Origin of the sequence: Psychrobacter sp. (assembly GCF_030457785.1) — a bacterium.
Lineage (GTDB): Bacteria > Pseudomonadota > Gammaproteobacteria > Pseudomonadales > Moraxellaceae > Psychrobacter.
Map to the genome: position 1 here is coordinate 1 of NZ_JAKDUI010000053.1, position 12,904 is coordinate 12,904.

Annotated in this window: 12 protein-coding genes and 1 pseudogene; 5 read left to right on the forward strand and 8 right to left on the reverse strand. The window is 43.7% G+C overall.

Annotated features, from left to right (window positions below; genetic code table 11):
* Positions 1 to 44 precede the first annotated feature (44 nt).
* On the forward strand, positions 45 to 920 hold the full coding sequence (locus tag L0J61_RS04230; protein WP_301465073.1) for a patatin-like phospholipase family protein: 876 nt from the start codon (positions 45 to 47) through the stop codon (positions 918 to 920).
* A gap of 189 nt (positions 921 to 1,109) precedes the next feature.
* Here the strand turns inward: L0J61_RS04230 and L0J61_RS04235 are convergent, their stop codons facing one another.
* Positions 1,110 to 1,691 carry a hypothetical protein gene (locus L0J61_RS04235; protein WP_301465074.1) on the reverse strand — a complete coding sequence of 194 codons (582 nt, stop codon included), beginning with the start codon at positions 1,689 to 1,691 and terminating at the stop codon, positions 1,110 to 1,112.
* A 298-nt stretch (positions 1,692 to 1,989) separates the two neighbouring features.
* Between L0J61_RS04235 and argA the strand changes: the two genes are divergently transcribed.
* Positions 1,990 to 3,312, forward strand: coding sequence for an amino-acid N-acetyltransferase (gene argA / locus L0J61_RS04240; RefSeq protein ID WP_301465075.1), 1,323 nt, complete (start codon positions 1,990 to 1,992; stop codon positions 3,310 to 3,312).
* Between the two features lie 154 nt (positions 3,313 to 3,466).
* Here argA and L0J61_RS04245 read toward each other — a convergent pair whose 3' ends face one another.
* A complete protein-coding gene (locus L0J61_RS04245) occupies positions 3,467 to 4,198 on the reverse strand; it encodes an FKBP-type peptidyl-prolyl cis-trans isomerase (protein ID WP_301465076.1) in 732 nt (243 codons plus the stop codon).
* A 478-nt stretch (positions 4,199 to 4,676) separates the two neighbouring features.
* On the opposite strand from L0J61_RS04245, the gene L0J61_RS04250 reads away from it, so the two are divergent.
* A complete protein-coding gene (locus L0J61_RS04250) occupies positions 4,677 to 6,242 on the forward strand; it encodes a mechanosensitive ion channel (RefSeq protein WP_301465077.1) in 1,566 nt (521 codons plus the stop codon).
* 200 nt (positions 6,243 to 6,442) lie between these two features.
* Here the strand turns inward: L0J61_RS04250 and L0J61_RS04255 are convergent, their stop codons facing one another.
* Both L0J61_RS04255 and L0J61_RS04260 read right to left on the reverse strand, forming a co-directional pair.
* Positions 6,443 to 6,775 (reverse strand): hypothetical protein, encoded by a 333-nt coding sequence (locus L0J61_RS04255; RefSeq protein ID WP_301465078.1) that lies wholly within the window; start codon positions 6,773 to 6,775, stop codon positions 6,443 to 6,445.
* Positions 6,766 to 7,446 carry a hypothetical protein gene (locus L0J61_RS04260; protein ID WP_301465079.1) on the reverse strand — a complete coding sequence of 227 codons (681 nt, stop codon included), beginning with the start codon at positions 7,444 to 7,446 and terminating at the stop codon, positions 6,766 to 6,768. The genes L0J61_RS04255 and L0J61_RS04260 overlap by 10 nt, the downstream gene beginning before the upstream one ends.
* A 226-nt stretch (positions 7,447 to 7,672) precedes the next feature.
* Here L0J61_RS04260 and L0J61_RS04265 point away from each other — a divergent pair, with 226 nt between their 5' ends.
* On the forward strand, positions 7,673 to 8,455 hold the full coding sequence (locus L0J61_RS04265) for an SDR family NAD(P)-dependent oxidoreductase (RefSeq protein WP_301465080.1): 783 nt from the start codon (positions 7,673 to 7,675) through the stop codon (positions 8,453 to 8,455).
* Between the two features lie 209 nt (positions 8,456 to 8,664).
* Here L0J61_RS04265 and L0J61_RS04270 read toward each other — a convergent pair whose 3' ends face one another.
* The 3 genes from L0J61_RS04270 to L0J61_RS04280 form a co-directional block, all read right to left on the reverse strand.
* Positions 8,665 to 9,360, reverse strand: a complete 696-nt coding sequence (locus tag L0J61_RS04270) for a lysophospholipid acyltransferase family protein (protein WP_301465081.1) — start codon at positions 9,358 to 9,360, stop codon at positions 8,665 to 8,667.
* A 189-nt stretch (positions 9,361 to 9,549) separates the two neighbouring features.
* The gene (parE, locus tag L0J61_RS04275; protein WP_301465082.1) at positions 9,550 to 11,436 is read right to left on the reverse strand and encodes a DNA topoisomerase IV subunit B; all 1,887 of its coding nucleotides are present in this window, start codon (positions 11,434 to 11,436) and stop codon (positions 9,550 to 9,552) included.
* A 142-nt stretch (positions 11,437 to 11,578) separates the two neighbouring features.
* The gene (locus L0J61_RS04280) at positions 11,579 to 12,232 is read right to left on the reverse strand and encodes a YqiA/YcfP family alpha/beta fold hydrolase (protein ID WP_301465083.1); all 654 of its coding nucleotides are present in this window, start codon (positions 12,230 to 12,232) and stop codon (positions 11,579 to 11,581) included.
* Positions 12,233 to 12,412: 180 nt separating this feature from the next.
* On the opposite strand from L0J61_RS04280, the gene L0J61_RS04285 reads away from it, so the two are divergent.
* Positions 12,413 to 12,673: a DUF1289 domain-containing protein gene (locus L0J61_RS04285; RefSeq protein WP_301465084.1), complete on the forward strand. Its 261-nt coding sequence runs from the start codon at positions 12,413 to 12,415 to the stop codon at positions 12,671 to 12,673.
* A 40-nt stretch (positions 12,674 to 12,713) separates the two neighbouring features.
* Here L0J61_RS04285 and L0J61_RS04290 read toward each other — a convergent pair.
* A pseudogene (locus L0J61_RS04290) lies at positions 12,714 to 12,904 on the reverse strand (IS256 family transposase); the annotation flags it as partial.

Here is a 12,904-nt window from a genome sequence, read left to right on the forward strand (position 1 = left end):
TTCTTTAGGGTAGTATAGCCTCTTATGCGCTGTCCAGTTTTATTATGCCACTACAATCAGATTCACCGACTATTGCACTGGTATTAGGCGGTGGTGGTGCTAAAGGCTTTTCTCATATAGGCGTCATTAAAGTATTAGAAGAAAACGACATCATACCAAACTTGGTCGTTGGCACCAGCATTGGTAGCTTGGTTGGCAGTCTATACGCCAGTGGTTACACGCCAGCACAACTCGAACAACTGGCGCTGACGACTAGCGACAGCGAATTGACAGATTTTGTCTTATCCAATCAAGGTTTTATCGAGGGTCTTAAACTCAAAAGCTTTATCAATACGAAGGTCGGTGAGCGTAACATAGAAGACTTCCCGATTCAGTTTGCAGCAGTGGCAGCAGAAAAAAACACATTACAAAAAGCCGTCTTTACCACTGGCAATTCAGGGCTTGCTGTACAGGCATCCTCTAGTGTGCCCAATATTTTTATCGCCCCGCGCATCCCTGAAAAAGTCGGTAAAAAATATATCGATGGTGGCGTGGTCAGCTTGGTACCTGTCGATAGCGCACGTGACTTGGGCGCCGATATCATCATCGCCGTCGACGTAATGGCTGCCAATCCTGCCAATCTTGATAGTAACGCTACTGCGATCAATCCACCACCGTCTCTCAATTCATTAAGCAGATTTTGGGCTTTTCTAGAAAATACGATTGCCGCCCAGCCAAACTCCAACCGTTACTCATCAATGCGCCTTGAGCGCGATCGTGCTGATATCGTTATCACCCCAAATGTCAGTCATATCAGCTCAATCGATACCAGTCAGCGTCGGGTATTGATCGCCGCTGGCGCACATGCGATCACCCCACAGATTAACGCCATAAAACAGCTGATTGAAGACAGATCTCATAGTAAACATGCCACACCATAGCAATACTTGCACCACCTAAGTTTAAAACTCTCTATGATAGGTCGTTATGATTTGCTGTTATTTTATATAGCAGCGTTACCGATATAAAAAAGCACCGCAATCATCAATTACAGTGCTTACTTATTGCTTAATACGTATTTAATATAGTGAGCATTAAGTACACATGTGTAGATCATGTCTGATATGCCACTATTTAACCTTTGCTCGGTATTTCACGGCAACTGTGTCGTTTAAACCCACACCTTCTAGATCCCATCGCACCGCTTTATAGTGCTCAAGACCGATTTCTTGCAGCTGACCATCGACTCTTGTACGTAGTGGCATACGTGTGAAGTTTTGCCCATCGACACTGCCGTATGGAAAATCAGGTGCTACTGTCTCCAGCAAATCCACCTCATCAGGAATGCTCATTGTAACCGTCATTTTACGCACTCGATCAGCATTGGTGTTGGTAAAATGCCCTTGATACTCCACAACATTACCTGGCTGCAAGCGGGTGTTGGCATTGACTGGAACTAACGTTTCTTGACCAGCAGCATCAACATTCACTAAAGACGCTGTGATTTTACTATTGACTGCTTGAGCGCTTGAATTGCCAGTGGCGTTTGCTTGCACGGCGGCTGAGTTACCCACTGCCTGCTCTGGGGTCGGCAGCATAGCTGAGGCTTGAGTCACCACCATCGCACCGATAAGCGTACCGGCAACAACGTGAAACAAGCGATGTCCGCTCCAAGCGCTAAATGGACTGGCAAATTGGTTACTTTTTTTCATGATTTTCATTTTCCCTAGTTAATATATCGGTAAAACGCAGCTATAAAACCTAACTGTTTGTCATTATTATTTTCAATCTTTGTTCACTGGCGATAACACAACAATATCTAGCATAACAAAAAGCCTTTAGAGCTATATTAACCCAGTGTTGAGGTTGTGTATATCCATCAGCCACCACGATTGACTCATACTACTGAAATAAAGATAGCTCATAACGGTGTTTTTTGCTATGGTGATTCTTTAGTGACAGGCTTTTTTGCCACACCCTTTTCTTCTTCTGACGACTATTGTTCCCATTATGACTACTAGCGCTATGCCCCAAATCAACCCTGAATACGTTCACTGGTTCCGTAACTCTGCTCCCTACATAAATACCCATCGCGGCAAAACGTTCGTGATTATGTTTGGTGGTGAGGCGGTCAACCACGAAAACTTTAGCACCCTTATTCATGACTTTGCCTTGCTACATAGCTTGGGTATCAAATTAGTACTCGTTCATGGCGCGCGACCGCAAATCGAAAAGAACTTAGAAGCTGCTGATATCACTTCTCCATTACATCAAGATATCCGCGTGACACCGCGAGTAGCGATGCCTACGATACTACAATCAGTCGGCGCCATTCGCTTACAGATTGAAGCGCAACTGTCGATGGGATTAACCAATTCGCCTATGTATGGATCTCGCATCGATGCGATTTCAGGTAATTTTGTCACCGCACGTCCCTATGGCGTCCGTGATGGTGTCGATTATCAGATGACCGGAGAAGTGCGATCTATCGATGTAGATGCTATTAAAAACAACCTATTACACGAGCACATCGTCATCTTAGGCTCAATGGGTTACTCAGCGACAGGAGAGGTATTTAATTTACTGGCAGAAGATGTTGCTCTTAATGCAGCCGTCGCTCTTGGTGCTGATAAGCTGATACTTTTAGGTGAAGAAACTGGTATCAATGACAATGGTCGCTTGCTACGTGAGATGATTCCAAATGAAGTTGATCGTTTTTTACGAGATCGTGATTTAAACTGCGAGATCAACTACTTCCTAAACTGTGCAGGCAATGCCTGTCGTCAGGGCGTTCATCGCACTCATATCATATCCTACGCCAAAAACGGTGCGCTACTTGAGGAGCTATTTACCCGTGATGGTTCTGGCACTCTAATCAGCCACGACCCTTACGAAGAGATTCGTCATGCCAATATTGACGACGTCGTTGGGTTACTGGAGCTATTAACACCTCTTGAAGAACAAGGTATCTTGGTAGCACGCTCACGCGAACATCTCGAGCAGGAAATTGAAAGCTATAGTGTGATTGAACGTGATGGGATGATTTTAGGCTGTGCCGCCTTGCATCCATTAGATGATGACTCAGCAGAAGTCGCTTGTGTCGCAGTACATTCTGAATACCGCAATGGTAGCCGCGGTAATGACTTACTAGCATTTGTAGAACAACAAGCACGTAGCCACGGCTTGCATAAGCTATTTGTATTGACAACCCGAACCGCGCATTGGTTTGTAGAGCATGGTTTTTCTGAGGTAGATGCCGATACATTACCAGCTGCACGCCGTGAAAAATACAATAACGATCGCAACTCTAAAGTCTTTCAAAAGTTGCTATAAAAGGTGCTACAGAAGCAGAAACGCCCTACTTTATACCCTTGAGTATTTTCCATTGAAGGATGTATTTTCAAGACATATTCTTCGATACATAAAAAACAGCCCTTGTCATAGTGATAAGGGCTGTTTTTCGTACTATTTGAACATCAGTAAAATATTATTTTACTGACAACAGTTCGACAGTAAAGATTAGGGTGCTGTTAGGCTCAATACCTGCGTTGCCAGCTTCACCATAAGCAATATCTGATGGGATATAAAGCTCGTACTTGCTACCTTCGCTCATCAGCTGTAGTCCTTCAGTCCAGCCAGGGATGACTTGGTTCAGTGGGAACTCAATCGGCTCGCCACGCTCATATGAGCTATCAAATACAGTACCGTCGATCAGTTTGCCTTCATAATGCACTTCGACCGTATCGCTTTCTGACGGTGAAGCACCAGAACCTTCTTCTATTACTTTATACTGTAATCCAGAAGCTGTCTCTTGCACGCCTTCTTTCGTCGCATTTTCTTCTAAGAATGCAGCACCTGCCTCCTGGTTCTCAGCAGCAGCGCTTTCCATTTCTTCAAGCATTCTCTCTTCTTGCTCTTCTTGATAGTCCATCAATACTTGCTGCATTTGCTCTTCCGTCAACGCAGATTCACTACCTTCGTAACCGTCACGAAAGCCCTGCTCAAAAGTATCAAGATCTAAATCAACGACCGCCTCTTTATTACCTTCAGCCATCATATAACCCAAACTATAGCCTACTTTTTCATTGGCAGGACTCTGCTCAGTGATTGAAACGCTGGGGTTTGCATTTTCTTGATTACCGTTGTTTGTGCTACAGCCTGTAATTAACAACATTGCGCCAGCGAGTGCACTAACGCTCAAAGTGGTCATTTTTTTCATAGAGTACTCTTTAAATTGTATGAATAATGGTGAGATACGTCACATGCTCGTATCATAGCAAATCTTAATTTTGCTAACCATCTTTCAAATAAAATTATTGGGCTAGTGTATAGTCTGTGTTAATATTTCCCATCATAATAACAACTTATCACAGAAATATAGTAACACGTTAAGTATTCTGTCTTTAAATCATCCACGACATCAGCTAAGCTATATTCGTTAAAGTGATATATAAATAAACAACCTAACTGGGACACTGGTGAATATCATGAGCACTCGAACGTTTATGGTAATACCGTGAATGTTCAACAGACGCGTGTTTTTCTCTAAACACTAATGGTCATCAATGATAGTATCTCAACGTAGCTTAAATTAAAAATACAGTTTACAACACCATCCTATATTTGTTTGGCTAGTTCATACTGGCAACATTGTTTTGTATTGTGCTGCTCGTATAGGGTGATTAAAGGAGGATAAGATGGATTCAACATTCGCAAGTTTCAACGGGTACCTTAGTGGGCCTATCGGCTCCATTATTGGTGCTATTTTAATATTCGTTATTGGCTGGTTGGTAGCACTCGGTGTTGCCGCTCTAATACGCAGTGTGCTATCAAAAGTTAACCTGAACCAACGCATGAACTCTTCAACTGGTAAAACCTACGATTTGGAGGGTATTCTCTCTAAGATTGTGTTTTGGTTTATCTTTATCATCGCGATTTCTGGGGCGCTAAATCAATTGAATTTAAACTCAATTTCTACACCGTTTGCAAATATGGTCAATCAAGTATTAGCGTTTATTCCTAATCTGATCGGCGCGATTGCAGTTGGTGTGATTGGTTGGGTTGTAGCCACTGTCGCACGTACAGCTATCAGTGCAGCACTATCCAAGACGTCTATGGATGAGCGTTTGAGTGCTCAAGCCGGTGTGAAGCCGATGAGCAACACAATTTCTGATATGGTTTACTGGTTCATTCTATTGATTGTTTTGACTATGGTACTTGGGCAGTTAGAGCTTGACGGTCTGTTTGCCCCACTGACTAACATGGTCGATAAGATTTTTGGCTTTGTTCCAAACATCTTGATGGCTGGTGTTGTATTCTTCGTTGGCTTCATCTTGGCCAAAGTCATTCGTGGCATCGTTACCAACCTTGTTTCTACATTTAATGTACAAGGTCTTGCGTCAAAAGCAGGCTTAAGCGAACAAAACAGTCTACCTAACATCGCTGGTTCAGTAGCATTCTTAGTTGTGATCATTCCAACAACTATCGCTGCACTTAATGCCCTAAAAATCGACGTGATCGCCCGTCCTGCGACGAACATGTTGAACAAAATCATGGAAGCATTGCCAAACGTCTTTATGGCAGCGGCAATCTTAGTGGTGACGTTCTATGTCGTACGCATGATTGCAAATGTTATTAAAGGCTTGATCGAAAGCACTGAAATCAACCAACTGCCTTCGAAAGTTGGTCTGCAAGACACTTTGGGTGACAAAAAGATCTCTGATCTCGTTGGTTATGCAATCATCTTCTTTGCCATGTTGTTTGCTTCTATCGCTGCCGCTGATCTACTAGGTTTTGAGCCTATCTCAGCTATCATCACGATGTTTATCTCTTTCGGTGCCAACATCATCTTGGGCGCGATCATCCTATTCATCGGCTTCTGGTTAGCCAGCATCATTGCAGGTGTTGTTGAGCGTTCTGAGCAAGGCTCACAGTTCTTAGCAAACATCGTACGTGTACTCATCATGGGCCTAGTACTTGCCATGGGTCTAAAAGCGATGGGTATCGCGGATTCTATTGTTAATCTGGCATTTGGTCTAACATTGGGTTCTGTTGCAGTTGCATTTGCACTATCGTTTGGTCTTGGTGGTCAAGAAGCAGCAGCACGTCTCCTACGCAAAATGCAAGATAAGATGGACGTTGAAGCTAAAACAAAACCTACACATCAGCCAAGCGCACCAGTTCAGGATACAGTAACTGATCCAGTCGCTACTGACAAAGGCCTATTGTCTGACGATGGTCTAAATAACGACATCAACAAATAAGCACATAAGCAGATTTAATTTTTAGAAAAAAAAGACAGCCTAGGCTGTCTTTTTTGTTGAGTATAGATAAGTATAGTGAGTTGGACGTAGGTCGTGATTCATTTGATTGGGAGTCAACTCTGATCACGCATAAAACTGCTACAGGCAACAATGAGCGCTGTTAAGCCGTCAGCTATCAGACCGTAAAGACAGTGCCGACTTTATGCTTTATTTTTACGCGTAGGTATGGATAGATTGCGAGAGACTTTCGGCCATGCCTGCGACTGATGACCAGCATCAGTTATTTGGCTTGCTGTCTCTTTCTTCGAGACTGCTTGTTCTTTTTTTTCCTGCTCAACCTGCTGTCTAGCGTTTTGCTGTTTGAGCTGCTGTATTTTCTTGGTCAGCTGTCTTTCACGCTGGGTCATCGTATGAACTGGCTGAATCCATAGATCGAGATCAATGAAGGTGGCCTCATTGTCGCTAATGAACTCAATACCTAATACGATGACATAATGAAGCTCAACTATCGGTAGGCGCGTTGCTACTGCCAATACGAGAGGCGGGTATCTAGCGGCACTTCGTCTGACTCGTCTTTTGAGTCTTCCTCGTCATCTCTAGACAGCTTTTCGCTATGCATCTCTATCATTTGATTACTCAGCTGCGACCAGAGAGTGGCTGCTTGTTCCATGTGCTGCTGGTACATCTGGGCCGTTCTACTTTGGTTTTTATGAGCGAGCGTCATCGCTACCAGAGCCGCACTTGGCTTACTCTGAATACCCAGTTTGATGAGTTCATTATCAACCTTGATCGCCGTTTCAAACCATGACGGACTTTGCAAAAATTGACTGACCAATGCTGTTTCTGACTCAAAAGCAGGCACGTTGTCGTGTTCCGATTGCTGCAGCTGTTCTAAATGATAGAGCAAAAATCGCCACAGGTCACATGGCGTCTGCAACGCTGTTAATATCGTTTGCCAGTCATGCCAACTAAAAACTTGAAGCTTTTGTAGACAGTCACTCATATCTACAATTAAATCTTCCATAAAATAGCTGGCACCAAAACTGTGAGTTAAGCGCTTTATTCTGCCATTCGGTTGATTATTTCCTTCAGTTTTACTGATGGCTTGTTTGTCGTCACAGAATTGAATATCTAAAACTAAAACATCTTGACCATCTTTTTCATAACTACTGTTTTGAGAGAGCAATGTTCTATGCCATTCCAACAATGTTCATTATTACCATTGCTTAGCAGTGATAAATTAAACTACATAAGCACTCATGGACACAGTCGCTTTCAAAGCAATGAATTGTTATTATGATATCAAAGCAACATCACTTATGCGTACGTTTATAGCTGATCACCCTATAATCCATACGCAACCTTATTTATCAGATATACCCAATATAACCTTTTTAATGACTGACTTATAATAATAAGGATTGAACGCCATGAAACGCTTTAAAGAAAAACCCGTAATCGTTACAGGTGCAGGCTCAGGTATCGGTCGTGCTACCGCCATCCGCTTTGCTGAAGAGGGTGCGCGCGTAGTATTGGTAGGACGCACAGCCGAGACGCTGGAAGAAACTGCGAAGGAATTTCCCCAGGACCGTACTTGGATTCATACCGATAACTCCCTAGCGATTACTTGTGATATTAGCGTCAAAAGCCAAGTGCAGGCGATGATTGAACAAGCAATAGAAAAATTTGAAAATATCGATATTTTGGTGAATAACGCTGGCAAGGCGATGCAAGGGAAAATCACTGACCTTTCGGCGGAGGACTGGACGTCAGCCATTGATGTAAACTTAAACGGCACTTTTTATGTGTCTCAAGCAGTAATGCCACATCTAATCGCCACCAAAGGTAGCATTATCAACGTCTCATCACTTTCTGGTATGGGCGGTGACTGGAATATGGCCGCGTACAATGCCGCTAAAGCAGGCGTCACTAACTTAACACGTACACTCGCCTTAGATCACGGACCTGACGGCGTTCGCGTCAATGCAGTCAACCCAAGCGTCACCAAGACCGCCATGAGTAGCGCCATTCAAGATAATGATAATAAAACAGATAAGTTTTTAGCCCGCTGCCCACTCGGCCGTTTGGCAACACCAGAAGATATTGCTGCAGCGATTACTTTTTTAGCAAGTGATGACGCTGCTATGATTACTGGGGTCAATCTGCCTGTCGATGGTGGCGTCAGCGCCTCCAACGGTCAGCCACAGTTCTAAGTGGTGCTAAAACCAGTGGAGCTGGCTTTTATATAAGAAATAGTATAATTAATATCGGAACATTAGCGCGAAGCTGTTTGACGATGTTTCGCCCAGTTAAATGACTGTTGACTCAATTCGATAAGCGCCCTAAAAAAACAAGGCCCCAGATATCTTAATATCAGGGGCTTTTCAGTCATAAAATACGGGAGATTGAGAAGGCAACCCCTTCAATCAGGCGAATTGTTGATATCCTGCAGAGGCTGTGACAAGCGCTCCGGATGTTTTGGTATAACACCTTTGTATTGGGCATATATTTTTGGTAAATCTGCCTCGATATCGCCACTAGGATATACTGGTGACAGGAATCGTATTTCTTTGGTATTGTAATCCATGGCTACTGGCAAAATAGGCACACCGGCACCCACTGCTAAGTAATAAAATCCAGATTTCCACGTTTCGGTATATTGACGTGTACCTTCTGGCGCCAAGCCCAAAAATAGCGGCTTGCCTGTTTTAAATTTATCAATACTCGCTTGCAACACCGAGCCTTTTTTACCACGGTCAATCGGGACAATGCCGATCCAGTGTAATAATTGAGCGAACACAGGTATTTTAAACAACGTGTGTTTACCCATGATGCTGATTTTTAAATCTAGCGCAAACAAACTCGGTATCGCAAAGACGCCATCTATATTCGAAGTGTGTGGCAAAGCTAAGACCACCGCCTGTGGGATATTCGGCACTTCGCCAACAGTGCGCCAGCCTGAAGCCTTCAATAGCGCCGAGGCAATCACTGGTGCCACCTTAGCACCTCGTTTTGGCACCAAATCACCCAGCTGTTTTCTCTTAAGTTTTGGTAATACTTGAGAGCGTGCAGGCTTAGTATCAGTTGGCTTTGTACGGTTAATCAGCTTGAATGTCATGACGAGACCAGATAACAGAAGATATTTGTATCATAACATTAAGCTCTTGCTACTAGATTTAATTTTATGAACTTTTATCGCGTTATAACTTACTCATTTATGAACTTACCACATTTTCACGTTTGGTTTTTTCAGAAAACAACTCACATTCATGCCTATAACGAAGCTCAACGCGTTTGAAATCACCAATTATGGTATGTCCGCTAAATTACCTTTGTTTTCCAGCCACGACTTACGATCAGCCGCCCGCTTTTTAGCCAGTAACATATCCATCACACTATTGGTCAGCATCATGTCGTCCATGTCTAACTGTACCAATCGCCGTGTATCACTGTTCATAGTCGTTTCACGCAGCTGCTCAGCACTCATCTCACCCAAGCCTTTGAAGCGAGTGATTTGCGCTTTCTTATTCCCTGGCACCTTGGCCAAGATATGCTCAAACTCGGCTTCATCTAGCGCATAATGCACTTCTTTTCCCACATCGATACGGTACAACGGCGGCATCGCTACAAATAAATGCCCCGCTTCTACCAATGCTGGGAAATGTTTGACAAACAAGGCGCAGATTAGCGTGGCGATATGCAGACCATCAGAGTCAGCATCGGCCAAAATACATATCTTGTCATAACGCAACTCAGACAAATCATCTGAAGCAGGATCAACACCGATAGCAATGGCAATGTCATGAATCTCTTGGCTCGAAAGCACCGTATCTGACGACACTTCCCAAGTATTTAGAATCTTACCGCGCAGCGGCAGTATCGCCTGATAATGACGATCTCTTGCTTGCTTGGCGCTACCACCTGCAGAGTCGCCCTCTACTAAAAACAACTCAGCACCATCACGTAAATCCCCACGACAATCAGCCAGTTTTCCAGGTAAAGCAGGACCTTGCGTGATTTTTTTACGTGCGACTTTTTTTGCAGACTTCAAACGACGACCAGCCTTATTGATGGCCAACTCTGCAATTTGAGTACCCATCTCAGCGTGCTGATTTAGCCACAAGCTAAACGCATCCTTGGCTAGCGTTTGTACTGCACCAGCGGCCTCACGGCTAGATAGACGCTCTTTTGTTTGTCCTGAGAACTGCGGCTCAGAAAACTTCAGCGATAAGATATAATTAACCCCATCCCACACATCTTCTGCGGTCAGTTTGACGTTACGTGGCAGTAAATTATGGATATCACAAAACTCACGTAGCGCCTCTAAAATACCAGTACGCAACCCGTTGACATGGGTGCCACCTTGCGCTGTTGGGATTAGGTTCACATAACTCTCTTGGATGGGTGTGCCGCCATCTGGCAACCAAGATAGCGCGAAGGTAATACCAGCACGCTCACCCTTCTGAGCATCATGATGATAATAAAATGGTGCTTCAGGTAAAGTTTCAAGACCATCCAGCTGCTCGCTTAGGTACTCAACAACACCATCAGTGAATTGCCATACGATTTTTTCATCATTGATATCATCAATAAAATGAATCGTCAGCCCTGCTGCCAAAACAGCTTTCGCCTTTAAGTTGTGTTTGAGCTGCTTCACATTGAACTTGGGTGTATCAAAGAAACTACCATCTGCCCAAAAATGCACTTTGGTGCCACGTTTACGCTTGTTTGAACTGACCGCTTCGGTCAATGACGTCACTGGCGCACCATTTTCAAACGCCATCGCAAACTGTGTGCTATCACGCCACACAGTCACCTCAACACGGGTTGATAGTGCATTGACGACAGAGATACCGACACCATGCAAACCGCCTGAGACTTCATAATTAGAGGTCGAAAACTTGCCACCAGCATGCAGCCGAGTCAAGATCAGCTCAATTCCTGACTGACCAAACTCAGGATGAATATCGGTAGGCATACCACGACCATCATCTTCAACTGATAGCGAGCCATCACCATGTAGCTGGACTTTGATCGTCTTCGCATATCCAGCCAACGCTTCATCGACTGAGTTGTCGATGACTTCCTGGGCCAAATGGTTAGGGCGTGTGGTATCGGTATACATACCAGGGCGACGACGCACTGGCTCAAGCCCTTCTAAAACTTCTAACGATTGCGCATTATATTGACTCACAAATGCATCCTTAACGATTCATGTTCGATTAACTCTATCAAACCATTATAACGAAAAACAGCGACGTTAAGGTCATTACTCAGTCGCTTACGTCAGATAATGTCGTCTATTTAGGTTTCTTGCTGTGCATTTTATTTTGTATTTATAACAACTGCTCCAACATCTTGATAACCATCGGTAACTGATCTTCAAAATCACTAAATCGATGGTCACCACCAGCTTGTACTACCACCTTTGCATTCTGAGACTGATAAAAACCTTTAGACAGCTCAGCATCCAACAACTCATCGCCTTCCTTAATCAAAACGGCAACTTTACCAGGATAATGAATCGCTGATAATGGGTGCTCAGCAAACCAAGTCAAATCTGCATTGGTGATATCCCAACCGCCAGCTGTTGAGTGGATAATCTGACTGGCCGCAGACTTATCAGTGCTACCGTTATGTAGCCCCGCATCCTTAGTAAATCGTTGCAAGGTAATATGTGGCTGCGTACTAGGGTTCAGGAGTAGCACTGGGCAGCCTGTACGATTACTAACAATGCTAGAAAAATAACCACCTAATGAACTGCCTACCAGTACCGTCCTTGAAGTGTTACTCTGCTCCCCTTTAATATCTTCATAATTCAAACGATCGATTAACGACAGTATGTGCTCAAAAACCTGCTCGGGCTTTTGATTCAAATCAGGGCGCAATACCTTAATATCAGAATGATGCTGACGACAATAATTTTCTAATAATCTGCCTTTAGTAGAGTTAGCATCGCTGTCCAACCCATGAATATAAATAATGTTCACGTATCGTCTCACTTATTAATTTTGTTATGATTGCTTTTTATCAAAAAAAACCAAGCATAGCACTGCAGCAATCAAAACAGTAACACTAAAATGGCACACTATTATTCAGTATTTGCGACATAATGGTGTTTAATAGCGAGCAGACTTGGATGAAAGGGATAATACAGCGATGGAGCAGCCATGAATCAACAGTTTGAACTGTTCGAAATTGCCAATCCATGTATTGGTGTTTGCCAAAGCAATAAAAAAGGCTATTGCTTTGGCTGCTTGCGCAGTCGTCCTGAGCGTCAGCTATGGCATGATATGACCACAGAGCAGCGTCGTGAGGTACTGCGGTTAGTCTCTGGACGTAAGACGCGAATTGAACAGATGAAAAAACGCAAAAGTGAGCAATTAGGCTTTGATTTTGAGGAAACGGTTGAGGCTGGGGAGTTGTTTTGAGAAATATGGGAGCCCATCCCGAATTCTGTGTAACTGCCATTTAGATTAAATGCTTACTAATACGGTCATCAAACATAATCATAAAGCGATTCAAAGCAGACGTCCAGTTACGAATGGGCATCGACCACTTTTTAGAGGCCTGCTGGGTTGCCAGATATACTACCTTGAATGCTGCCTGATCAGAGGGGAATACTTTACGCTTATTCACCGCTGTCCGAATCACACTGTTTA

What these genes read in the sequence shown, in the direction of transcription:
- L0J61_RS04230 (WP_301465073.1), top strand. Translation starts at nt 45, where the DNA reads ATGCCACTACAATCAGATTCACCGACTATTGCACTGGTATTAGGCGGT.
- L0J61_RS04235 (WP_301465074.1), bottom strand. Translation starts at nt 1,691, where the DNA reads ATGAAAAAAAGTAACCAATTTGCCAGTCCATTTAGCGCTTGGAGCGGA.
- argA (WP_301465075.1), top strand. Translation starts at nt 1,990, where the DNA reads ATGACTACTAGCGCTATGCCCCAAATCAACCCTGAATACGTTCACTGG.
- L0J61_RS04245 (WP_301465076.1), bottom strand. Translation starts at nt 4,198, where the DNA reads ATGAAAAAAATGACCACTTTGAGCGTTAGTGCACTCGCTGGCGCAATG.
- L0J61_RS04250 (WP_301465077.1), top strand. Translation starts at nt 4,677, where the DNA reads ATGGATTCAACATTCGCAAGTTTCAACGGGTACCTTAGTGGGCCTATC.
- L0J61_RS04265 (WP_301465080.1), top strand. Translation starts at nt 7,673, where the DNA reads ATGAAACGCTTTAAAGAAAAACCCGTAATCGTTACAGGTGCAGGCTCA.
- L0J61_RS04270 (WP_301465081.1), bottom strand. Translation starts at nt 9,360, where the DNA reads ATGACATTCAAGCTGATTAACCGTACAAAGCCAACTGATACTAAGCCT.
- L0J61_RS04285 (WP_301465084.1), top strand. Translation starts at nt 12,413, where the DNA reads ATGAATCAACAGTTTGAACTGTTCGAAATTGCCAATCCATGTATTGGT.